Source organism: Bacteroidetes Order II. bacterium (assembly GCA_016788705.1).
Classification (GTDB): Bacteria; Bacteroidota; Rhodothermia; order Rhodothermales; family UBA2364; genus UBA2364.
The window spans coordinates 1-24,913 of record JAEUSQ010000001.1; the positions used below are offsets into that span (position 1 = coordinate 1).

General features: G+C 48.2%; 13 protein-coding genes, 2 tRNA genes and 3 rRNA genes. 8 read left to right on the forward strand and 10 right to left on the reverse strand.

Translation table 11 applies throughout. The features are described 5' to 3' along the window. Positions 1–184: 184 nt before the first annotated feature. From rrf to JNN12_00025, 5 genes are all read right to left on the reverse strand, one after another. Positions 185–296, reverse strand: a 5S ribosomal RNA gene (rrf, locus tag JNN12_00005). A gap of 104 nt (positions 297–400) precedes the next feature. Next, positions 401–3,303, reverse strand: a 23S ribosomal RNA gene (locus JNN12_00010). A 213-nt stretch (positions 3,304–3,516) separates the two neighbouring features. Next, positions 3,517–3,589: transfer RNA gene (locus JNN12_00015), tRNA-Ala, on the reverse strand. A 46-nt stretch (positions 3,590–3,635) separates the two neighbouring features. Next, positions 3,636–3,709 (reverse strand) — tRNA-Ile (locus tag JNN12_00020). A gap of 191 nt (positions 3,710–3,900) precedes the next feature. Then, positions 3,901–5,423, reverse strand: a 16S ribosomal RNA gene (locus JNN12_00025). The 16S, 23S and 5S rRNA genes sit together here with 2 tRNA genes alongside, the layout of an rRNA operon. Positions 5,424–6,196: 773 nt before the next feature. Between JNN12_00025 and JNN12_00030 the strand changes: the two genes are divergently transcribed. The 4 genes from JNN12_00030 (at position 6,197) to JNN12_00045 (ending at position 11,669) form a co-directional block, all read left to right on the forward strand. Next, complete coding sequence (locus tag JNN12_00030; protein MBL7976694.1) at positions 6,197–7,129, forward strand: PASTA domain-containing protein; 933 nt, start codon at positions 6,197–6,199, stop codon at positions 7,127–7,129. 150 nt (positions 7,130–7,279) lie between these two features. Next, on the forward strand, positions 7,280–9,190 hold the full coding sequence (gene mnmG, locus JNN12_00035) for a tRNA uridine-5-carboxymethylaminomethyl(34) synthesis enzyme MnmG (GenBank protein ID MBL7976695.1): 1,911 nt from the start codon (positions 7,280–7,282) through the stop codon (positions 9,188–9,190). 102 nt (positions 9,191–9,292) lie between these two features. Then, complete coding sequence (locus JNN12_00040) at positions 9,293–10,498, forward strand: OmpA family protein (protein ID MBL7976696.1); 1,206 nt, start codon at positions 9,293–9,295, stop codon at positions 10,496–10,498. Positions 10,499–10,622: 124 nt separating this feature from the next. Beyond that, positions 10,623–11,669, forward strand: a complete 1,047-nt coding sequence (locus JNN12_00045) for a T9SS type A sorting domain-containing protein (protein ID MBL7976697.1) — start codon at positions 10,623–10,625, stop codon at positions 11,667–11,669. Between the two features lie 83 nt (positions 11,670–11,752). Here JNN12_00045 and JNN12_00050 read toward each other — a convergent pair whose 3' ends face one another. Continuing rightward, positions 11,753–12,583 (reverse strand): phenylalanine 4-monooxygenase, encoded by an 831-nt coding sequence (locus JNN12_00050; GenBank protein MBL7976698.1) that lies wholly within the window; start codon positions 12,581–12,583, stop codon positions 11,753–11,755. A gap of 343 nt (positions 12,584–12,926) precedes the next feature. On the opposite strand from JNN12_00050, the gene ftsH reads away from it, so the two are divergent. Beyond that, the gene (gene ftsH / locus JNN12_00055) at positions 12,927–14,972 is read left to right on the forward strand and encodes an ATP-dependent zinc metalloprotease FtsH (GenBank protein ID MBL7976699.1); all 2,046 of its coding nucleotides are present in this window, start codon (positions 12,927–12,929) and stop codon (positions 14,970–14,972) included. A 286-nt stretch (positions 14,973–15,258) separates the two neighbouring features. Then, positions 15,259–16,686: a pyruvate kinase gene (gene pyk / locus JNN12_00060; GenBank protein MBL7976700.1), complete on the forward strand. Its 1,428-nt coding sequence runs from the start codon at positions 15,259–15,261 to the stop codon at positions 16,684–16,686. A 16-nt stretch (positions 16,687–16,702) separates the two neighbouring features. Here the strand turns inward: pyk and JNN12_00065 are convergent, their stop codons facing one another. The 4 genes from JNN12_00065 to JNN12_00080 all read right to left on the reverse strand — a co-directional run bounded on the left by JNN12_00065 (position 16,703) and on the right by JNN12_00080 (position 21,925). Continuing rightward, positions 16,703–17,668: a nitronate monooxygenase gene (locus JNN12_00065; GenBank protein MBL7976701.1), complete on the reverse strand. Its 966-nt coding sequence runs from the start codon at positions 17,666–17,668 to the stop codon at positions 16,703–16,705. Between the two features lie 12 nt (positions 17,669–17,680). Beyond that, complete coding sequence (locus JNN12_00070) at positions 17,681–17,944, reverse strand: hypothetical protein (GenBank protein MBL7976702.1); 264 nt, start codon at positions 17,942–17,944, stop codon at positions 17,681–17,683. 721 nt (positions 17,945–18,665) lie between these two features. Beyond that, the gene (locus JNN12_00075; GenBank protein MBL7976703.1) at positions 18,666–20,999 is read right to left on the reverse strand and encodes a CotH kinase family protein; all 2,334 of its coding nucleotides are present in this window, start codon (positions 20,997–20,999) and stop codon (positions 18,666–18,668) included. Between the two features lie 245 nt (positions 21,000–21,244). Then, on the reverse strand, positions 21,245–21,925 hold the full coding sequence (locus JNN12_00080; GenBank protein ID MBL7976704.1) for a TIGR04283 family arsenosugar biosynthesis glycosyltransferase: 681 nt from the start codon (positions 21,923–21,925) through the stop codon (positions 21,245–21,247). Positions 21,926–22,030: 105 nt separating this feature from the next. Here JNN12_00080 and JNN12_00085 point away from each other — a divergent pair, with 105 nt between their 5' ends. Further along, complete coding sequence (locus JNN12_00085) at positions 22,031–22,906, forward strand: carbon-nitrogen hydrolase family protein (protein MBL7976705.1); 876 nt, start codon at positions 22,031–22,033, stop codon at positions 22,904–22,906. A gap of 50 nt (positions 22,907–22,956) precedes the next feature. Further along, positions 22,957–24,450, forward strand: coding sequence for an amidase (locus tag JNN12_00090; protein MBL7976706.1), 1,494 nt, complete (start codon positions 22,957–22,959; stop codon positions 24,448–24,450). The last annotated feature ends 463 nt before the right edge of the window (positions 24,451–24,913 follow it).

Genomic DNA, 24,913 nt, shown 5'->3' on the forward strand with positions numbered 1-24,913 from the left:
TCTGTTCGTCAGGTCGGGACTTTGCCGCCGGCTTCCTTCAGATTCCGCCTCGCGACGGACACCCTTGCCTTTGGCTAATACTCCTCGCTGCCAAGCGTATAGCGGACTTCCACCGCCAAGTCTGCGCACATGCCGGGCGCACTAAAAAAAAACCCCAACACATTTGTGTTGGGGTTTAAAATTGACCTGGCGACGACCTACTCTCCCACCTTTTGAGCAGTACCATCGGCGCTGTGAAGCTTAACTTCTCTGTTCGGAATGGGAAGAGGTGGTTCCTTCACGCTATAATCACCAGGAATTCGGCGACGCTTCAGCGAAGCAGTCAAAACTATTGACGTAATGTAAGGTTTCTGCTCCGTAAGCATTCATCAAGAAAGAATGTGGAGCGTATAAAAGGGCATTAGTTAAGCCTCATGGGTAATTAGTATGACTCGACTAAACATGTTGCCATGCGTACATCTGTCACCTATCAACGTTGTCATCTACAACGACCCATAAGGGAAGCCTAATCTTGCAGCGGGTTTCGTGCTTAGATGCTTTCAGCGCTTATCCCATCCGAACATAGCTACTCTGCGATGCAGCTGGCACCACAACAGATACACTAGAGGTTCGTCCAATTCGGTCCTCTCGTACTAGAATCAGATCTGCTCAAGCTTCCTGCGCTCCCATCAGATAGGGACCGAACTGTCTCACGACGTTCTGAACCCAGCTCGCGTACCGCTTTAATGAGCGAACAGCTCAACCCTTGGGACCTTCTTCAGCCCCAGGATGCGATGAGCCGACATCGAGGTGCCAAACCTCCGCGTCGATGTGAACTCTTGGCGGAGATCAGCCTGTTATCCCCGGCGTACCTTTTATCCTTTGAGCGATGGCCCTTCCATACAGAACCACCGGATCACTAAGACCGACTTTCGTCCCTGCTCGACCTGTATGTCTCGCAGTCAAGCACCCTTGTGCCTTTACACTCTACGCACGATTACCGACCGTGCTGAGGGTACCTTTGTAAGCCTCCGTTACTTTTTAGGAGGCGACCGCCCCAGTCAAACTACCCACCATACACTGTTCCCTGGGATCCACTCCCACAGGTTAGGCTCTAGCCAAAATCAGGGCGGTATTTCAAGGTTGACTCCATGGAAGCTGGCGCCCCCACTTCATCGTCTCCCGCCTATCCTACACAAATTTTGGCCAAAGTCAATGTAAAGCTGTAGTAAAGGTGCACGGGGTCTTTCCGTCCCGATGGGAGTAGCCGGCGTCTTCACCGGCACCACAATTTCACCGAGCGTACGGCCGAGACAGTATCCAGATCGTTACACCATTCGTGCAGGTCGGAACTTACCCGACAAGGAATTTCGCTACCTTAGGACCGTTATAGTTACGGCCGCCGTTTACTGGGGCTTCGATCAGCACCTTCGCTTGCGCTAAGCACCTCAATTAACCTTCCAGCACCGGGCAGGTGTCACTCCCTATACGTCATCTTGCGATTTAGCAGAGAGCTGTGTTTTTGTTAAACAGTCGCCTGGATCTTTTCACTGCGGCCCCCTCACGCTTTTATATGTGGGGGGGCGCCCCTTATCCCGAAGTTACGGGGCTAATTTGCCGAGTTCCTTAGCCGTACATCACTCGAGCGCCTGAGGATACTCTCCTCGCCCACCTGTGTCGGTTTACGGTACGGACACCCTTAACAACTTACGACGCTTTTCTAGACAACCGCTTTACACCACTATGCCATCCTCCGAAGATTCCAGCTACTGTCGCAACGCTCAGGCTATTGCAGCGCGGATTTGCCTACGCTACGCCCTACACGGCTTCAACGAACATCCGTCTGTTCGCGGATGCTACACGGTTGTGTCCCGCCTTAAGTTAACGTTTTGGGGTGGTACAGGAATATTAACCTGTTTTCCATCGGTTACGCCTATCGGCCTCACCTTAGGACCCGACTAACCCTGATTCGATTAACGTTGATCAGGAACCCTTGGGCTTACGGCGGACGGGTTTTTCGCCCGTCTTATCGTTACTCATGCCTACATCTTCGTTTCCAGAAACTCCACCGTAGCTTACGCTTACGACTTCTGCGTCGCTGGAATGCTCCCCTACCGCTTCTAAAAGAAGCCCATAGCTTCGGTGACAAACTTGATGCCCGATTATTTTCGGCGCTCAACCGCTCGACTAGTGAGCTATTACGCACTCTTTAAATGAATGGCTGCTTCTAAGCCAACATCCTAGTTGTCTAAGCAGTCGAACATCCTTTGTTCAACTTAGTTTGTACTTAGGGACCTTAGCTGATGATCTGGGTTCTTTCCCTCTCGGACACGGAACTTATCTCCCGTGCCCTCACTGCCGTACACCATGTATCGGACATTCGGAGTTTGTCAAGGTTTGGTACCCTGCGAAGGGCCCTAGCCTTATCAGTGCTCTACCTTCCGTACACTAATACGACGCTGTACCAAAATACATTTCGGGGAGAACGAGCTATTTCCGGGTTTGGTTGGCCTTTCACCCCTACCCACAACTCATCCAAGAACTTTTCAACGTTCACTGGTTCGGACCTCCATAGTGTGTTACCACTACTTCATCCTGGTCATGGGTAGCTCACCCGGTTTCGCGTCTGCCTCAACTGACTATACGCCCTATTCAGACTCGCTTTCGCTTCGGCTTCAACCCTTAAGGTCTTAACCTTGCCAGTCAAGCGCAACTCGTAGGCTCATTATGCAAAAGGCACGCCGTCACCCCACAAAGGGGCTCCGACTGGTTGTAGGCACATGGTTTCAGGTACTTTTGACTCGCTTACTAAGCGTTCTTTTCATCTTTCCCTCACGGTACTGGTACACTATCGGTCATGAACGAGTATTTAGCCTTGCCAGATGGTGCTGGCGGATTCCCACAGGATTTCTCCGGTCCCGTGGTACTCAGGAATCTCACTACGCTACTTTTCTTATACTTACAGGACTATCACCTTCTATGGTGTCGCTTTCCAGACGACTTCAATTTGGATTGGTAGTCGCGTTATGTGAGTCCTACAACCCCAAAAAATCCGGAAACTTTTTGGTTTGGGCTGTTCCCATTTCGCTCGCCACTACTCAGGGAATCACTATTGTTTTCTCTTCCTCCAGGTACTTAGATGTTTCAGTTCCCTGGGTTCGCTTCTCTTTCGAGATGACAAGTCTTCAACTTGCCGGGTTGCCCCATTCGGAAATCTACGGATCACAGTCTTTGTGCAACTCCCCGTAGCTTATCGCAGCTTATCACGTCCTTCATCGCCTGTTCATGCCAAGACATCCCCCATGTGCCCTTAGTAACTTAACTATGCCTCTTTATACGCCTCAGATTCTCACTTGTTTATTATCATACCGCTTAGAGCGGTACGTTACTAAGAACTCTTACTCGATGAATGCTACTCCTCAAAGATTATGAAAGATACCGTTATGATATCAAAATTAAATCTTATGAAGCGCAATCTTTACTTTTTGCAGAACCTTACATTACGTCAAAGAACATATCTGTCTTTCGACAGATGAGTGGAGATAAGGAGACTCGAACTCCTGACCCCCTGCGTGCAAAGCAGGTGCTCTACCAACTGAGCTATATCCCCGCCTGATTGCGGCCCTCAGAAAGAGGTCGTGCAGATAACTGCACTGTGGGACTGGGAGGAGTTGAACCTCCGACCTCACGCTTATCAGGCGTGCGCTCTAACCACCTGAGCTACAATCCCAAAAATTTGGTATGCAACCCCTCACGTTCATAAAAAGAACAATGTTTTAATAAGAAAGAGATATAGCGAGACCCAACCAATTATGAGTCGATTTTCATCAAGACTCATAAAAAAGGCAAATTAGACCGGCAGTATCACACTCGGAGAAGTGTGTACCACCTTAGTTTGCGTAATAAATACGCTTTGCTCTTTAAGGAGGTAATCCAGCCGCACCTTCCGGTACGGCTACCTTGTTACGACTTAGCCCCAGTCACTGATTTTACCTTCGGCCGCCCCCTCCTTTCGGTTAGGCTACGGACTTCGGGCACCCCCAGCTTCCATGGCTTGACGGGCGGTGTGTACAAGGCCCGGGAACGTATTCACCGCGCCGTTCTGATGCGCGATTACTAGCGATTCCAACTTCACGGAGTCGAGTTGCAGACTCCGATCCGAACTGAGGATGGCTTTGAGGATTAGCGCCTCTTCGCAGAGTGGCAACCCATTGTACCATCCATTGTAGCACGTTTGCAGCCCTGGACATAAAGGCCATGAGGACTTGACGTCATCCCCACCTTCCTCACTGCTTGCGCAGGCAGTCCTACCAGAGTCCCCGGCTTTCCCGCTGGTAACTGGTAGTAGGGGTTGCGCTCGTTGCGGGACTTAACCCAACATCTCACGACACGAGCTGACGACAGCCATGCAGCACCGCGTAGCCAGTCCGAAGAAAATCTGCTTTCACAGACTGTCCGGCTACGTTGAATCCAGGATAAGGTTCCTCGCGTTGCATCGAATTAAGCAACATGCTCCACCGCTTGTGCGGGCCCCCGTCAATTCCTTTGAGTTTCAACCTTGCGATCGTACTCCCCAGGTGGAACACTTAACGCGTTAGCTTAGACACTGACCCCATACAGGGCCAACGTCGAGTGTTCATCGTTTACAGCGTGGACTACCAGGGTATCTAATCCTGTTTGCTCCCCACGCTTTCGTGCCTGAGCGTCAGTGCCTGTCCAGTTACTCGCCTACGCTTCGGGTATTCCTCGTGATATCTACGCATTTCACTGCTACACCACGAATTCCAGTAACCTCTCCAGGACTCAAGACTGGCAGTATCAAAGGCAATTCCGTAGTTGAGCTACGGGCTTTCACCTCTGACTTACCAATCCGCCTACGCACCCTTTACACCCAATGATTCCGGACAACGCTTGCACCCTACGTATTACCGCGGCTGCTGGCACGTAGTTAGCCGGTGCTTATTCATATGGTACCTTCAATAATGGCGACCATCTTTTTATTCCCATATAAAAGCAGTTTACGCCCCAGAGGGACTTCATCCTGCACGCGGCGTGGCTGGATCAGACTTTCGTCCATTGTCCAATATTCCTCACTGCTGCCTCCCGTAGGAGTCTGGCCCGTGTGTCAGTGCCAGTGTGGCTGATCATCCTCTCAGACCAGCTACGGATCGTCGCCTTGGTGAGCTATTACCTCACCAACTAGCTAATCCGCCGCAGAGTCATCCTTAAGCACCTAAAGGCTTTCAACTAAATACCATGTGGTATAAAGTCAATATGCGGTATTAGCCACCGTTTCCAGTGGTTATTCCCCACTTAAGGGCAGATTCTCTACGTGTTACTCACCCGTGCGCCACTCGCCCATCCCGAAGGACTGCTCGTTTGACTTGCATGTGTTAGGCCCGCCGCCAGCGTTCGTCCTGAGCCAGGATCAAACTCTCCGATGTAAAGTATTTTTTGCTATTTGCCAATTTCTATTTTTGAATTGACTGAGCCTCGCTATATCTCCAATCTTATCAAAGAACTGTTTTCTGATGCGCCGATTTAGAATTTCGACGTTTTGTTCAGGGCTTGCAATGTACAACTTCTAAAACCAGATTGTCAAGTACTTTTTCGTGATTCACAATCACTTCAAGTTTGACAAATCTATTTAAAAATAAATTGTAAACCCTAACAAACTTATCAAGAACTATTTTCGCATCGCATTTTTATTCAGAAAAGCAAGATACACTTTAAAAAACTTTAAGTCAAGCATTATTTTGTGTTTCACAATCACTTCGAAATTTAATTTTTTTGTGATTAACTGCTTTTCATAGAACAATTTTTAAACAGAACAGTAATGTAAGATGATTTAAAACTTAAAGTCAAGTAAGAAATAAAACTTCTTTTTTACTTCACGCTTTATCTCATCTTTTCAAAGAGTTTTGGCCTTTCAGCCGCCCCGCCATTATTTAGGCGGGATGCGATAATACGGCATTGGGCACAATTGATGCAAGCAATACCTGCATTCCAAACACAACCTTTGCCATTCCTTAATCGCCTCTCCACGAAAAACGTTTTCCATTACCCATCCTCACCTTTCATTCATTCATTTGTCGCCTTGGTGTAAACTCAAAATAGTTCTGAGAAGCCTAATGGCATTGCTTTTTCAAAGTTATTCTTTGAGGGATGTCCTTATATTGTGTTCTTTGATATCCATCCACTTTGTATCCTGTTTCTCATGCGCTTAAAGACCAACTTCCTGAACCTTTCCTCCGTAGGAGAAATTACTTGGGACGATATAAGGGAAGTACTCAAAACCAAAACGTTCTGGCTTGGCATTTTCGGCATTTTCGGCGTTCTTATCGGACTTTTTGTCTTGATGCACTTTTTGATTTTGCCTTGGTACACGATGCAGGGCCGCTCTATGGAAGTGCCCAACGTGGTCAATATGCCTAAAGAGCGAGCGATGGCGATATTAGAGGATGCGGGATTCATTGTTGAGACCAGAGAGCAATTCCACAATCCAGCTTTTCCGGTTGGCGTGGTTGGAGAGCAACGCCCAGTTGCCCAAAGCCATGTCAAGCCGGGACGCCATATTATTTTATTTGTCAATAGCGAATCGAGGCGATTTGTGGAAGTACCCAATGTGACGATGCTCTTGGATCAGCAGGCGGAAATGCGCCTCAAGGAAATGGGGCTTCAGATTGGGCAGGTCCGTCAGGACTCTACTTCCCAGTTGTCTAAAGGAACAGTTATCCGTCAGGATCCACAACCCCGCGTTTCCGTAAAGACAGGTACCCCGATTACGCTTTGGGTGAGCATCAATTATAAAACACCACCCATTCCAGACCTTTCAGGCCGTTCACTGACGGAAGCCCAAACATTATTAAGGAAGTACCAATTACGTATTAGTGTAGCATATAATGATGGTAAGACCACCTCGATTACGTCTCAGTCTCCGGGACCTGGCTCTCGGCTTCGCGTAAACGATGTGGTTCGAGTGTTCTTGGGTAATCCTCCGGTTGAAGAGCCAGATCCGAATGAGACGCCTGCAAATCCACGCGATACAGAGGAAGAAGAGGAAATAGGTCCTCCGGCAGATATTCCCCCAGTGTCTCCTCCTCCTGCTCCAAAACGAGACGATGGAGTAAAGCGAGATGGTTGGGAATAAGTACACAGCGAAGGGGCATTCGGGTGAATGTCCCTTTGGTTTTACAGCCAAAAGCATTTGTTAGGCTGTGTGACCCGATAAAAATACTTTGTAAATATCGGAAACAGAGAACGGGATAAGGCGTGGAAGCCCGCTTAATCAACAAACACAATGGTGAGTAGTTATTTTCATTACGATGTAATCGTTGTTGGCGCAGGTCATGCTGGCGCCGAGGCGGCTTGGGCGGCAAGTATGATGGGCGCTCGTACTTTATTGATTACCATGAATCTTAATACCATTGGGCAGATGTCGTGCAATCCAGCAATAGGAGGAATCGGTAAAGGTCAATTGGTTCGTGAGATAGATGCATTAGGTGGCTTGATGGGTCTTGTGACAGACCAGACAGGGATACAATTCAAAATGCTCAATCGGTCAAAAGGGCCTGCCGTTTGGAGTCCCCGCGCTCAATCCGACCGGATGGCGTATGCTTTGGCCATACGCGAAGCATTGGAACAACTCCCAAACCTCTTTATGCGTCAAGACATGACCACCGAGGTACTCGCAGAAGGAGGGCAGGTTCAGGGCGTACGTGTACAAACCGGGCAATCGTTTTTTGCACCCACGGTTATCCTGACGAATGGGACCTTTCTAAATGGAACAATCCACATAGGTGACAAACAATACGGTGGTGGGCGGAGTGGTGAGCGGGCGGCAACTGGTCTAACGGCTTCTTTAGCCAACTTGGGCTTTGAGGTGGGCCGTCTTAAGACGGGCACACCACCGCGTGTAGATGGGCGGACAATCAATTATGCAGCGATGGAGGAGCAAAAAGGCGACCCAGAACCGCGCCCGTTTTCATTTATGACCGATACCCTGCCGAATGAAATGCGATCGTGTTGGTTGACTTATACCAGTCTATCGGTTCATGAAATGTTACGGACGGGGTTTGATCGGAGTCCTATGTTTAATGGTACGATTGGCGGGCGTGGTCCCCGCTACTGCCCTTCCATCGAAGACAAAATAAATCGTTTTGCAGATAAAGACCGCCATCAGATTTTTGTGGAGCCAGAAGGACTCAATACACATGAGGTTTATGTGAATGGTTTTTCGACCAGTTTGCCGGAAGACGTACAATTTCATGCGCTACGACTGATTCCGGGCATGGAGAATGTTCACTTATTGCGCCCTGGATATGCGATTGAGTACGATTATTTCCCTCCTTACCAACTGCGTTATTCTTTGGAGACCAAACGTGTTGAAGGATTATATTTTGCAGGTCAGATAAATGGCACCACAGGATACGAAGAAGCGGCGGTTCAAGGAATGATGGCCGGCATCAATGCGGTGCAAAAGCTTAGTGGAAAAGACCCTGTTATTTTTGACCGTTCACAGGCCTACATTGGGGTATTGATTGATGACTTAGTGGCCAAGGGCACAGATGAGCCTTACCGCATGTTTACCAGCCGCGCAGAACACCGTCTTACCCTTAGACAAGATACCGCCGACCTTAGACTTACCGAAATCGGGTATCGCCTGGGCTTGGCTTCAAAAGCCCGACTCGTGCGAATGCAACAGAAGAAAGCCGCACTTGAGGCTACTTTATACCACCTCCAGACGATCAATGCCCAGCCGGAAGCGATTAATGCGTATTTGGCGTCCGTAGGCACAGCCCCCATTCAAGTCCCTACCCGCTTAGCGCGTTTGGTACTGCGCCCACAGGTTGTCGTTGCCGATCTTTTGGCGGCTATGGGCATATACGACACCGTGGTTGCTCCGATGGCTGGGATGGAAAATACCGCAGAACTTGCAGAAATAGAGATTAAGTACGCCGGATATATGGAAAAGGAGCAAGAATTGGTGAGCCTATCCGCCGAAAAGGAACGGTGGGCGATTCCAGACACGTTTGATTTTTCGGAGGTTAAGAATATTACCTTAGAGGCCAGAGAGAAATTGTCCAAAGTACGGCCACAGAATCTTGGGCAAGCTTCACGTATTTCGGGGGTTTCACCCGCCGACATCTCGGTGCTCATGGTCTTGCTACGTAAATACAGACAGGGTCCTGCTTTGCCCACGGAGGCTTAGGGTTTTCATGAATCCGCTAAAATTCAATGGTCTGAACATAGCACTTAAAGTAACTTGTTTTTACCAGTCCTGTTTATAGGTTCTATATTATATCCAATCATCATGTCAGCACACATAGTTGAACAACTTAAGGCTTATTTATCACCTGAAGTCGTTGGTAGGATTGCTCTTTTATTTGGAGAACAAGTTCCTAAAACACAAAAAGCAATAGCAGAGGTTATTCCGTCTTTAATAGGCGGTTTGGTACAGATGATCCAAACGCCGGAGGGTGCGCAACGGTTATCCGAACTTTTGCGAGACGGTCAGTATCCCACGTCCCTGCTCTCCGAGATTCCCCAATCGGTTCAAGAAGAAATGAAGGCACGCGGCCTCATTAAGCACGGACGTTCTTTGTTGCGCCATATTTTAGGTGGTCAACAACGGGCAGATCGTGTGGTGAACGAGATTGCTAGGTCGAGCGGTATCCGTAATTTTTCCAGCCTGAGCCTAACCAGTTTACTTGCACCATGGACGTTGGCGCTCCTGCAACGGGAAGCGGGCGGGATCAGTCCTTTGGCACTAACAGGATATTTGGCCTCTCAAAAAAGTGCCTTGCTTTCGTTGCTGCCCGCCTCTTTAGTGGGGCTATTAGGAATTGGCCAAATAGCGGCCTCTGTTCCGGCCACGCCAGTTCCGATGACAACCAATGCAGCAACTACAGAAAACACACTCCTAAAGCGTTTTGGCTTGCCAGTACTTTTTATTGGCTTTATCCTAGCGGTGTTTGCCCTTTATGCGCCTTTCGGCAACCTACAACCAACCAAGCCGATTGCCCGCACTTTAGCTTCTGCTCCACACTTTGCTGCATCATCCACCCAAACCGAACAAGTGACGCTGCCCGATGGCGTCCGCTTAGACCTTATGACGGGAAGTATTAATTATGCAGTTTCCCAATTCCTGGCCAGTACCGAAACCACCCCGCCAAAAACGTTTGTATTTGATAACCTAAATTTTGAATTCGGAAACACCACACTTACCCCTGAATCAAAAAAAACGGTTCAGGATTTAGTCGCCATCTTAAAGGCATATCCCCATACGACGGTTGCTTTGGAAGGACATACAGACAATATGGGTTCTGTTTTGCGCAACAAGGCCCTCTCGTTGGAACGTGCAAATGCTATAAACAACCAATTGGTGGCAGCAGGCATTGCAGCATCACGTATTGTCCGTACCCAAGGATTTGGCCCCGGCAAACCGATTAGTGATAATACCACAGAAGAAGGCCGCGCCAAGAACAGGCGTTTAGAATTGGTTGTGGTCAAGAAATAAGCCTCTTCCAAGGGCTTTTCCCAAGAAAAAAACCTGATCACAAAAATGCAACACTAAAAACTTGCTACTTCCTGTGCTTTCCATTAACTTTAGAAAATTCCTATCCATCAAAAAAAGGAGAACCATGAAAAAGTGGATACAAATTTGTGCAATCGCACTATTCTTCGCGCCCACCGCATCGGCGCAGACCATATTGATGTCTGAGACGTTTAACTACAATACGGGAGACTTGGTTACGCAATCCGGCGGATTATGGGCGGCTCATAGTGGACAAGGGCTAAATCCGGTTAATGTCTTGACAGATCAATTAACGTTTACAGGCTACGGATTATCCGGAACCAAATCGGTCTCGTTCCTAAGTGCAGGCGGGAGTACTAGGGAAGATGTTCACCGTAGCTTTGCTACCGCGACCACTGGATCGGTCTATGCCTCTGCTATGGTAAATGTTGCAACAGCCAGTGCAACCACCGACTATGTTCTCCACATGGGTTCCTCTGCTGAAGGTACAGCCCTCGGTAACACTTTTTTGTGTCGGATGCACTTAAAAGACGAAGGGGGCGTATTAAAGCTGGGCGTGAGTAAAGGGTCGAGTGATACCGCAGTTTACCCTAATACTACATATGCTTATAATGAAACAAATCTCGTTATATTAAAATATACTTTCGTTGATGGGACACTGAATGATACCTGCTCGCTTTTTGTCTTTAAGCCCGGAGAAACCATTCCTGCCACCGAGCCAACTCCCACGGCGGTAAATGGTGCGAGCACTACTGCAGACGGGATAAATATACGTCACATTGCCATTCGTCAAGGAAGCAATACCAATAGTGGGAAAATAGCTGGTATCCGTATTTCCACGGTTTGGAGTGATTTGGTGGCTACGGCCTCTGACCGCGAGGAATTGCCGGAAGGTTATGCGCTGAGCGGTGCTTATCCCAACCCTTTCAACCCCAGTACCACGTTCGAGCTTACGCTCCCAGTTACCCAACAGGTGCGGGTTGCGGTTTATAACATGCTTGGCCAAGAAGTGCGGTTATTACACAACGGAACCCTTTCTGTAGGAACAACTCCGTTTAAGTTGAATGCGGCGGGTCTGCCAAGTGGTTTGTACTTCTACCGTGTACAAGGCGCCAACTTTGTCCAAACCAAGGCGGCAACGTTGCTGAAATAAGACCCAATCACGGATTTATATCTCTGCCCTAAACCCCGGTACTTTTTCTGTGCCGGGGTTTTTGAATTAATACTTAGGCGTTTCTACAACAGATTTTGGCCGCTACACCACCGCCGAAATCCGGCTTCGAGCGCGGCATAAGAAGCATGGGTAAAGAGTGTGTTTTGCAGATGCCACACTTGGTAATCTTGCGCCACAATGCGGTCGGGGTCAAAGTCTAATACCGTCACCTTATCCGAAAGGGCATGAAGCACCTCTTCTTTTGAAGACAAGACCCCAGCCCCAAAAATCCGCCTGCCGCCTTCTTCCTGAACCAAGCCAAATTCCACACAAAACCAATGTAGGCGCTCTAAGCCAATTTGCTGCTCTGGTGTAGCCCTCAACGCAGCACGCCCAAAGTCTTGGTAGAAATTGGCAAAATGCGGATTGGTAATCATTGGGAGATGGCCAAAAATATCGTGGAAACAATCTGGTGCGGGCGTATAGTCCAATTCAGAGGCTTCGCGGATATAATCGGTACAGGGAAATACCCGCCGAGAGAGGAGTTCAAAAAAGTCAGTGGGATGTAGCAGCCCAGGAATCCGGGCAATTTGCCAGCCAGTTGCAACAAAAAGTTTTTCGCTCAGGTCTCGGAGGGGCGGCAGTTGTTTCGCATGAAACCCCAAAACAGTTACCCCCTCCAAATATGCCTTGCTCGCCCGTCCTGGCAACAGGGCCATTTGGCGTTCAAAAAGGTGCTGCCAGATACCGTGTTCGGCATCCGTATATGAAGGCGCGACAATTTCTTGACCTATTGGAGGCGAGGTTTCCAGATGTTGGGGGATACACCGTGGGTCTATCCCTTCCGATGCAGCTTTTTCGTAGGCGGTAAGGATTTTTGGGGTCTCCGGTTCGCACGTAGCAGTTATGGTCATTGGTACAAGGTTTTTTGTGAAAACATTTTTAAGTATAATACTAAATTCGTTTATTCAACCATTACACACCATAAATGATTAGTTAAACTTTAGAATATTCGAATATAATTTTCTTTAATACAATAATACCGAATTTTATTACGATTGATTCGTTTTATCATGAGCATATTTCAAGGCCCTTTCGCGCACTCCCCATCATCATCGAACCTGTTCACCTAATTCTTGTCTGCCAAAACACACTGTATAGAAGGCTTTACGGGTCTTTAACGGAACCAAACCTTTGACCTTGGCGTAAAGCAGACAATAAAAAAAGCACCTATTCACTTTAAATCTGGCAACGCTTATGGCGCAAGAACCGCGCATCAACCCCGAAGAGCAAACTTCGCCTCCGGAAAAACGATCTCCCGAATCTCGGAATAGATCCCCCATTTGGATTTATGCCATTGTTTTTATTATTCTTGGCGCTATCAATATCTATCTAATGGGTTCTACAAATCCAAATCGGTTGGATTATAGTACTTTTCTTAATTTCATCGAAAAAGGCTACATTGAGCAAGTTGAATTGATCAATGACTCCCGAATTTCTGGCTTATACACCCAAAAAGCCCTGAATGAGAAAAAAGTGACACCAAATGAAGTCCAGCAGAGCATCTGGAATTCGGAAGATGCACAAAAGGCCCGGCGTCGGTTTACGACCACCAAACCCCTTGACCATCAATTGACTGCATTTGTGGAAAACTACAATCGGGCACAAAAAGAAGGGGCACAAGTGGTGTTTAGTGCACGCAGGGAAGACAATTGGTTAGGCACCTTGATGACCTGGATTTTCCCTCTGCTGCTGATTGTAGGACTTTGGGTTTTTATGTTTCGGAGGATGAATCCAGGGCAACAAGTTTTGAGCATAGGCAAAAATAAAGCAGTTTTGTTTGATGCTAACTCTGACAGGCGCATTACCTTTGCCGATGTGGCGGGGCTAAATGAACCGAAAGCAGAAGTTCAGGAAGTGGTGGAATTTCTTAAAAGCCCTAAACGGTTTACCAAACTGGGCGGTAAACTTCCCAAAGGAGTGCTGTTGGTTGGCCCTCCCGGTACAGGCAAGACCCTCTTGGCAAAAGCCGTAGCTGGCGAAGCCAATGTGCCCTTTTTCTCGCTTTCCGGTTCGGACTTTGTGGAAATGTTTGTGGGTGTAGGCGCAGCTCGGGTACGCGACCTCTTCGCTCAAGCCAAGGAAAAAGCCCCATGTATCATTTTTATTGACGAAATTGATGCTATTGGCCGCTCCCGTGCAAAAGGATTGGTGATGGGTGGAAATGATGAACGGGAAAATACCCTCAATCAGATATTGGTCGAGATGGATGGGTTTAATACCGATAAAGGCGTCATTATTATGGCTGCAACCAACCGTCCAGACATTTTAGATCCGGCTTTATTGCGTCCAGGACGTTTTGACCGTCAAATTTTAATAGACCGCCCCGACCGCAAAGAGCGTTTCGAGATTTTCAAGGTACATACGAGACATTTAACCCTTGGGGATGACATAGATTTATACTCGCTTGCAGGCCAGACACCTGGTTTTGCTGGTGCAGAAATTGCCAATGTTTGTAACGAGGCGGCCCTACTTGCCGCTCGACTCAACCGAAATGCCATCTTAATGGCGGATTTTGAGCAGGCGATAGACCGAGTCATTGCGGGCCTTGAAAAGAAAAACAAACTCATTTCTCCGGAAGAAAAGAAAATTGTGGCCTATCACGAGGCTGGCCACGCCATTGCAGGTTGGTACTCGGAATATGCCGACCCAATTGTAAAGGTTTCCATTATCCCCCGAGGATTAGCTGCCTTAGGTTATGCGCAGTATTTGCCCGAAGAACGCTACCTTTACACCAAAGAAGCCCTCATAGATCGGATGGTGATGTCTATGGGTGGCCGGGTGGCAGAGGAAATTATCTTTGGCCGGATTTCTACAGGCGCACAAAACGACCTCGAACGCATTACCAAATTGGCATATGCAATGGTTGTGGATTATGGGATGAGTGAAAAAATCGGTTATGTGAGTTACAACATGAGCAGTCGGGAAGATAATCCTTTTATTACGAAACCGTTTTCGGAAGCGACGGCCTTAGAAATTGACATTGAGGCCAAAAACTTGATCCATGATGTACGGCAGCGGACGCTTCAGTTGCTACGAGAGAAGCAAGCGCAATTGGAAATGCTGGCCCAAGCTTTGCTGAAAAAAGAAATTCTGACCGCCAAAGACTTGGTCGAGATATTGGGTGAGCGTCCTTTTGCCCCAATGGAATTACATCCACATGCCCCACCCCCCTCAGAAGAGCACAGTCGTGGTGGAGATGGTGCCCCTAATGCCGGAGAAGCAGCACTCTTTGGCGCTTAATCCAGACTACCTGTATAAAACCCGTAAGACCTTACTTTGTCTTACGGGTTTTATTTTATCGAATCGAGTACGATCCCTCTATTTTTTGTTTGTTTGTTTTCATTTGATGGAATCGCTTCCATCAAATGAAAACAAGACTTAACCTTCATAAAAGTTAGACGCTTTCGTTAAAGCCTATAAAAACAAATGATTAAAAAGCAGTTATGGTCCCCTATACCTCGTATCGAAACGACCGTAATTTCACTATCTTGCGCCCTGTATATTCTTTCACCTTACCCTCTTTTGCATGAAGCGCCGGACAAAAATTGTTTGCACCATTGGCCCTGCCTCCCAAAGCTACGAAAAACTAACCGAGCTCGTTGAAGTTGGCATGAATGTGGCTCGTCTCAACTTCTCTCATGGAACCCACGACGAACACTGGGATCGCATCATCCGAATCCGGAAAGTGTCCAAGGATATGGGAAAAGAAATTGCAATTCTCCAGGATTTACAAGGCCCTAAAATTCGTCTTGGACGTTTACTGAACGAAGAATTTCCGATTTCGATGGGTGAGGAACTGGTTTTAACAACCGAGCCGTTGGAGATTTGCACCAAAGAGCGGATTTATGTCAGCTATCCTTCGCTGGCACAGGAGGCTGTTATCGGCAATATCATACTGGTAGATGACGGGAATGTGGAGCTTGAAGTCACCGAGATCCTAAGCCATACAGATCTTAAAGTTAGGGTTCGTGCAGGTGCAGCACTAAAATCTCGAAAGGGGGTAAATCTGCCCAATATTGCCGCCAAACAACCAGCCCTCACCGAGAAAGACCTGAATGATCTGAAATTTGGTTTAGAAGCAGGGGTGGATTGGGTCGCCCTCTCGTTTGTTCGGGCCGCAAAAGATGTGGCCTATTTGCGAGAGTCTATCCGGACTTTTAAGCCCGATAGCCAAGTGAAAATTATTGCAAAAATTGAAAAACCCGAAGCTGTCACTAATTTAGAGGAGATTATTGCTATTTCTGATGGGATTATGGTGGCACGTGGAGACTTGGGCATTGAGGCCAAAATGGCAGAACTGCCCATTGTTCAGAAAAAAATTATCCGCCTCTGTCTCAATGCTGCCAAGCCTGTTATCACCGCCACGCAGATGTTGGAAAGCATGATTCACAACCCTCGCCCCACTCGTGCAGAAGCGAGCGACGTAGCCAATGCAGTTTGGGACGGGACAGACGCCATCATGCTCTCGGCAGAAACGGCTTCCGGAAATTATCCAATAGAGACCGTTCGGGTGATGGACGAAATTGCACGTACCATCGAAGCCAGTCCGCTAATTTCTCGAAGAGCTTCCAAAGCCGTCATTAACCCCAGCGACGTTACCGAAAGCGTGAGTCTTTCAGCGTGCCGTATGGCAAAAGATATGGAGGCGAAGGCCATTGTATGCCTTACCTACTCTGGAAACACGGCTTTTAATATTGCCCAACACCGCCCCGAAGTCCCAATCTATGCGTGTACGGTTAGTCCGTTAGTGGTTGCACAATTGTCTTTGCTTTGGGGGACGCAGGGTGTGCGGATTCCGTTCCAGCACAATACTGATGATGCCATTGCCACGGTTCAACAGGTTTTGAAAGAACGAGGCGTTGTGGTTCCAGGAGATAAAATTGTGGTAACTGCTGGTATGCCCATTCCTTCGAAGGGCAAAACAAACATGGTTTTGGTGAAAGTGGTGGATTAAGCCAACCTTGTTTTGTTCACCCCATCCCGTTTCCGAGGCGTCTTAGGATTGCTTGGCAATCAGTCATTAGACGCTGAACGACTTCATCGGCGGTAGGAATATCGTGGATGGAAGCCGCTACTTGTCCAATTTCTAACTCCCCTTCTACCATGTCGCCCTCGAACATACCCCGTTTGGCGCGCCCTTTTCCCAACAAAGCGCTTAATTCATCCGTATTGGCGCCACGGGCCTCTGCGGCCAATACGGCTTGTTGAAACTCGTTCCGGAGTAAGCGGACCGGAACGGTTTTTTTGAGGGCCAATACTGTATCGCCTTCCTTTGCGGCCACAATACGGGTTTTAAAGGCAGGATGACAACTGGCTTCTTGCGTGGCTGCAAATCTACTACCCACTTGTACGGCCTCCGCCCCCAGTGCAAGCGCTGCCGCCATTTGCGAACCCATTCCAATCCCGCCTGCGGCAATCACCGGAATATCCTCCCCAACAGCCTCCACGACCAAAGGGATCAGAACCAGCGTGGTTGTTTCTTCCCGACCATTGTGGCCACCTGCTTCAAAACCCTCGGCCACTACGGCATCACATCCAGCGTCGCGGGCTTTACAGGCAAACTTGGTGGAAGCTGTCACATGGACCACTTTGCATCCTGCCGCCTGCAAAGACTTGGTCCAAGCAGCAGGATTCCCCGCCGACGTAAAGACCACTTCTACCCCTTCATCTATAATGATACCCATGATTTCGCTGATCTGCGGATATAAGAGGGGTACATTTACCCCAAAAACCCCTTTCGTTCCAGCGAGTGCCTGCTTTGCAGACCGAATATGGTGCCGAAGGTTGTCTGGATGCATAGACCCCGCCCCGATCAACCCTAAGGCCCCCGCTTTTGCCGCTGCTGCTGCCAACTTCCATCCACTTGTCCAAATCATTCCCGCCTGAACAATAGGGTATGGGATATTAAACAATTTTGTAATACGAGTTTGCATCATAGTGGTTAGATGTTAAAACATTTCTACCAAAACGGTAACGCCTTGCTTCGTTTCTAAAACCATCTGCTCGTCCTTTTCCGAAAACCGCCAAGACAAGACTTCTTCAGGAATCACTTCTCTTGGTGTATTCATGTGAAATAAGGTATCGCACAGCACATGCCAGTCTTCGCGGGTAAGCCCCACAACGGCTTGTTGTCCTTCCTGAACCATCGGATAATAGCGTAAGACCTTTGTCAAATGTTCTATCCCTTTTTTCTGATGCAGATTTACATCCATAAAAACAAATAGTTAAGTGGTTAATTATTCTGTGAGACGTCGCATTGAGTTTGGATTATGTTACGACGTAATTGCAGCCAATTCAACAAGAGGGTATAATTTTACAGGAATACCTTTTCCCAATTGGGGTTGTCTATTGCAATACCTGTATTCCGAATATCTTTATGGGACATAAGCAACCACAAAGCCTACACTGCTCGAAATGGTTTTTGCCGTGGCAACGAGAAGGCACTTTCCGCATTGGCTACGCACGGATCACAAGGTCATTCCCCCACAACCTAATAACGACCAGCATAATAATACCCTCAATACCCACAAACGAAAACGTTTTCTCCGGCATGGTTTCGGCATGCGCAAGTGCGTCACCAAAAAAAACAAACTCCTATAACGATGGGTAAAAGAAACCTTTTTCAAGAACGGGTTAAGAAAAAGCCATATACTTATCTTCAAATAACTTAAGAAAAACGTAAAGACGAGTAAGTCAGTACATAAAAGTGTATTTGGTGTATGGGCATGAAGTAGGCCCAAGGCTATAGCTCTGTGCTTCTCTCTATACCTCTTGGCAGCCCTATTCAACGGGCCAATGTTTATTACTACAGTGTTGCGCCCCCTTATTGCCTATCTATATGCTAAGTAATTATAAAACAAACAACTAGATAAAGGATGACATGAAACAAGAAACGTATCTTGGTGATCCGAATGACCAAGGAACGATACTGCTTTATCGGCTTTTTACCACCCGTATTACCTTTCTAAGTGGGGTGTTTTGCCCTGAATCTACTCGTACTTCCAACAGATAAACGCCATTGGGTATTTCCGGAGATAAGTCAAAGGTTTGTTGTCCGGCAGGCTGAAGGGTTTTCGTCTGATAGATCATGCGCCCCAATACGTCGTAGAGGGTGAGTTTTAGCTGTCCGGCATAAGGCATGGTCACCGGAACGTGTACGGTGTGGCTAAATGGATTAGGAAAAGCGGACGAGACCGTAAAGGCAAGCGGTTGTTCGTCGTGTTTAGAGGCCGTGAGGTAGGCTTTCCCGGGCGTAGGCTTGTTTCTCAGGGTCCAATTACCCGTTCCATCCGGCTCACGACCAAAGGAGACATCGGCGGTTTGCGGACCGAAGGTTAGGGCATCCATCATGATAAACGTGCTGCCTTCTTTTTTAGCCAAGGAAAGGTATTCACCACTTTTACTAAGTTTAAAATTGGCATGAAACGCGCCTTGTGTCCGGTCTTCATCTGCGAAAATCAGGAGATAACGGCTTTGAGGTCCCAGTTGCGTGGTGGGAATCGGCCATTTATCGGGTCGTGCGGGATCATCCGAGAGGTAATAATTTTCCAGCGAAAACGGAAGGTCTCCGACATAATACAACTCTACCCAGTCCTCGAATTGTCCGGCTTCGTCGGGAATGGTTTTGGTATTTTCAGCCATGAATTCATTCAGGACAATCGGTGAAGTCAATACCGCAACGGTCTTGGTTTGAGCAGGTGCGCCCGGAGGATACGTACTCACCCCCAGCCGCCCGTCATCGGCCTCGATATACCACGATAGGCTTCCCGTCTGACCCATCGCCGGAATGGTGACGGAATATGAACCATCGCCAGCGACGGCGTCGCCCTGGGTTCCGTCGTCACGCATCTGGAGTGCCGCTTCGGCTCCACCATTAAAACGGTAGGCGAGGGTAAGGGTAGGGTTTGGCTGGTCGTCTTCCACTTGAATCTGCACGACTAGGGGCATATTGGGCGATAAGACCGAGGCCGATTGTTTGGGATAACGCAAAATGGGTGGGATATTGGTGAAGGAAATCTGGCCCAAGGCACTGTTGTATCGTGTAGTGAGGTAAGGCTTAAGCCCATATTTAACATGTCCCCCTATAGCTTGGTCGTAGGATTTTGTAAAGGACGTAATATCCCAATTCCAGTCTAATAAACGGTAGGAATCTGTCAATGCCGCATCTACATTCATATTATACAAGCGGTTAATTTCGGGGTCTAAGGTTCCGGGTTTCGTCAGGTTGGTCAGGATTTGCTTTAAATAATACAAGTAGCGATACCGAAACGCATCCACCTTCAGAAGCCTCGTAACCAAGGGCCGTGCCTCGGATTGGTTGCCCCAAGCATTTACATTGCGGTTGCCCCAGTCTTGGCTCACAAAGTCTATCCCAAAAGTGTTATCGTAATCATAGGGAATCCACTCGAACAATCCTGTATCTTGGTTTTTATATAGGTAATAATTATTCTTAAGCCACCAGTAGTTGTCCCATCCACCAACAGCCACATCCATTGCCAGCACTTTGAGGAAGCCATCTACATTAAAAACCTTTTGGATTTCCACTGGGAAAGCGGCATCGGAGGTCTGGGTAATGGTCCGGACGAGGTCGCGAAAGTCGGTGTAGTCATCGGCAACATTATTGGTTTCTAACTCATAGGTTCTACGGCCACCAGAAGTGAATTTGTATGCATTCGGATCCGAGCCTCGCCAGGCCAAATCGGCAGGCCAGAGGCACTTATACAAATTTCCATTGTTGTTACCAAAGCGGGATTGAACAAACTCCTCGTCTATGTTTTCCACATTCAGGTATAGGCCATAGTACGTTCCATTAATAAACACCCTTACATGGTTGGCACGTGAGGCCGCCACCCCAAATTGTCGAAAGAGGTTCCATGCCAACTTTGCACGGATGATCGAGGGGTCGTTGTGTTCACCGTTTAGGTTGAGTTTTTCTAAGCCATACCATTTCCGGCCTTTTTGGAAGGTATTGAAGGAGATTTTCCATGATTTTTTTTGGGCATTTCGCGAGGTATTGCCTCGCACGCGAAATCCAACATTTTCTACTTGTTCTATCACGCCACGCCGTGTAAACTGAAACAGGGCCACATATTCTTTGTCGCTGGTCACGTTCGTTTCGGCCATGCGGAGCGAGTCTGGAGAAAGGGTAAGGTCTATGCGTGGCAACGAGGTGTCATCAAAAACAAAACCGGGTTCCGGAAAACGAGGTTGTGTAAAAACGATAAGGGGAAGTAGCAAAGCACAAAGTAGGGCGTAAAAAAATTTCATCGGAATGGTAATGGTTTATAAGAATGGATTGTTTACGCCTTTGCCAAGTGACCGTTCCAACAATATTCCTTCTTTAAATTTTTAGGCTGCCTACCCACACGCATCAGGTTGTTCAATCAATGATCGGTCCATGGAAGGTATAAGTAGCTAAGAATTATTTAAAAGCCTAAAAAGACCTCTTTTGAGGCCGTTTTGATGAAATGGTGGCGCAATTGGATGTCTTGCAAGGTCCTTCCGCATTGCTTTTACCGATACCACCGCGCCAAAAAGGACGGTGATAATCCACACAAAAAACCCACATATAAGGCCACATTCCTGATCTGTTGCCGGAGCAAACCATGTGCCCGGAAGCGCCGTGCGGAGGTGGTAACCCGCGTGTGTAGAAAAGCCCAACGCCCCGACTTACGGAGGGCGCGTACCAAGAGTGCATCCTCTAATAAAGGCTCATTAGAGAAGCCTCCCACTTGTTCATAAGCCGATTTCCGCACAAAAATGGCACGATCCCCAAAAACCATTCTTCGAATACGGAGGTGGGTACAAAAACCATAAAAACGCATCAATAGTCCATTTTCATCAAACTGCAACCTAAAACATCCGGCCATAAATATTGGATTTTCAAGACTTTGTCGAATGTCCTCGAAAGCACTTGGAGGCAAAACGGTATCGGCATGGAGGAACAAAAAAACATCCGTCTTGCCCGCCGCTTGTGTGGCCGTGTGCATTTGGATACCCCTCCCTTTGGGGGCTTGAAGTACCGTTGCGACAGGCTCGGCTAATGTCCGTGTGGCATCTAGCGATCCACCATCAGCCACGATAATCCGGAATGGTGGTGATTGGCGGCGCACGGATTCCAAGGTATGCAGCAAGTGTTCTTCTTCGTCTAAGGTTGGGATGATCACTGTAATATGAAGCGGGAAGTCCTGCATGGCTTACGTAAAGGTAAATCGTTTATTTACGGACAAATGCTCGTTTTTTGGCTATATTAGAAGATACACGCCCACAACGGTATTTTAAAAATAATCTGTAAGACCTTGTATCCGAACAATGCCCGAATAGGGGTAGTGCAATGGAGTATGCACGCCTCGTCAGAAATAGCTACCATCAAAAAACGCATCGCCTATTTTGTGCGGTCGGTGGCTTCGTATCAAGCCGATTTTGTGGTTTTTCCGGAGTTCTTTGTGGCCCCGCTGATGGCACCGTATTTCCACCTTACTGCTGCACAAGCCGCCCGCGAATTGGCCTCGCACTCCGACGAGATACTGGATTGGTTTCGTGAGTTGGCCCAAAAACACCAGATCAACATTATCACAGGAAGCATGCCCGTCCTTGAACAGAGCGCCTTGTTGAACCGAGGCTACGTTTGCCACCGCGACGGACGGGTGGAGCATTACGATAAAATCCACGTCACTCCAGATGAGGCTGCAACATGGGGCATGACGGGTGGAGAAACCTTCCGAACTTTCGAGACCGATTGCGGACGCATCGGCGTGCTAATTTGCTACGATGTGGAGTTTCCAGAACTGAGCCGGTTGCTCGTCACCGAGGGGATGCAAATCCTGTTTGTGCCCTTCTTAACCGATGTGGCCAGTGGCTACCGGCGGGTGCGGTATTGTGCCCAAGCGCGGGCCATCGAGAACGAATGCTATGTTGTGATTTCGGGCTGTGTGGGTTTGGCCGAGGATGTCCATAATCTGGAAACGCACTTTGCGGCTTCAGCAGTTTTTACCCCGTGTGACTTTGCATTTCCGGCCAATGGCATTATGACGGAAGCCACGCCCAACATAGAAATGCACTTGGTTACGGAGGTGGATTTTACGTTGCTACAAAGCCTGCATGAGTCCGGCAGTGTCCGAAACCTGAAAGACCGCCGAACCAACCTGTATGAAGTATTGGACAAACGAAGATGAAACGCCCATCATCTTTTTTATAACCGTTGCACCTTGTCCCTTGTTTTACCATGACCTTTGAAGAATACCGCCAATACGATGCACTGGGCCTTGCTGAATTGGTTCGGACGAAGGCCGTCCATCCAACCGAATTGCTAGAAACCGCATTGGCCCGCTTGGTGGAAGTTAACCCAAAACTCAATGCTGTGATTGACCTCTTTCCGGATCGGGCGCGGCAGCACCTGGCCAAAATCCGGCCAGATACGCCGTTTTCAGGCGTGCCTTTCTTGATCAAAGACCTCTTGATCGAACTTTCCGGCACGTCCTACCGGATGGGAAGCCGCGTAATGGGCGATTATCGGTCACCAAAAAATAGTTGGGCAGCCAATATCTTGGAAGAAGCGGGGTTTTCGATCTTCGGAAAGACCAATCTGCCAGAACTGGGGCTAACGGTCACGACCGAGCCAGAGCGTTTTGGAGCCACACGCAACCCGTGGAGCCTCGAACACTCGGCAGGCGGCTCCAGTGGCGGATCGGCGGTGGCGGTGGCTTCTGGTATCGTGCCGATGGCTTCTGGTGGCGATGGCGGTGGCTCCATTCGCATTCCAGCCGCCAATTGCCATGTTTTTGGGATGAAACCCTCGCGTGGCCGGATTTCGTTTGCGCCGCTACACGGGGAAATATGGAATGGTGCCGTGGTGGATGGTTGCCTCTCGCGGTCGGTACGCGATAGTGCTGCATACTTAGACTTGTTTTCACGTCGGGTTTCAGGGGAGCCATACCTCATTCCGCTACCGAAAAAACCCTATCGAGTAGAGGCCGAGACCACGCCGCCGCCTATGCGGATTGCTTATTTTTCTCGGCACCCATTCGGTGAGGCACATCCAGATGTGGTACACATCATGAACGAGGTCATTGTTCGGTTGCAAGCCCTTGGGCACACCGTCGAGGAAGTAGCATTGCCCTATGACCAAACGGTTTTTTCAGAATTACAAACCTATTTGGTGGCCACCGAAACGGCTGCCGACCTGAATAGGATAGGCAAAGAGCGCGGAAAAGCCGTAAAACCGCACGAAATGGAACCCAGTACCTACTTATTGGCCAGCATTGGGCGGAAACTCTCTGCCGCCAAATTTGTGGAATCCAAACGGCAATGGAACGATTTGTCCCGAAAAATGGGTGAACTCCATACCCAATTTCCGGTATTGCTTACGCCCGTTCTTTCACAATCTCCGGCCAAATTGGGGGCTTTATCGCCAACCTCTTTCGAGGAAACGGCTGTCCGCCTCTTGAATCGTCTCGGTCTCTCGCACCTTATCCGATATGGAAACACATTAGAGAAAATGGCCAAAAAACTCTTTAGCTATACTCCCTATACGCCCATTGCCAACCTGACAGGCCAGCCCGCTATGTCGGTTCCTGCCGGATTTTCGCCGTCTGGCTTGCCCATTGGTTGTATGTTCACCGCAGCCATCGGCGACGAAGCTACGTTGTTCCGCCTGGCAGGGCAATGGGAGCACGTTCATCCATGGTTTCAGGTCCATCCACCAGAATTGACTACATAGTTGTGGGGCTTTATGGATGTATTGCTCGAACAGAAACGAAATGTTTATTGGCTTTATGATGACAAACGGGCGTACTTCCATTGCCTTAAACACTAATCATCTTATTTTCTTCTTGTCTCTGGGGCAGGAATCTCCCTTTCAAATCACTATATAAACAATGAATCATATTTTTTATCTGAAAATCTAAAACTCCTCTTGACAGGCAAATACACTATTTACTATATTCATCTCAATTCATCTCAATTCATCTCAATTCATCTCAATTCATCTCAATTCATGAATTGATACTATACACAATTTAATACCACACCACCTATGAAAACTTTAACTTTAGACCAATGGGCGCAATCGGAATTTGTGCTAAACCCAAACACCTCGTTACAGGTAACGGGCGGGGAGGATAATCCATTAGCTCGGAGACTGTTTAGATGGGGGGCTGAATTCGTTGTTAGTATATTTGCAG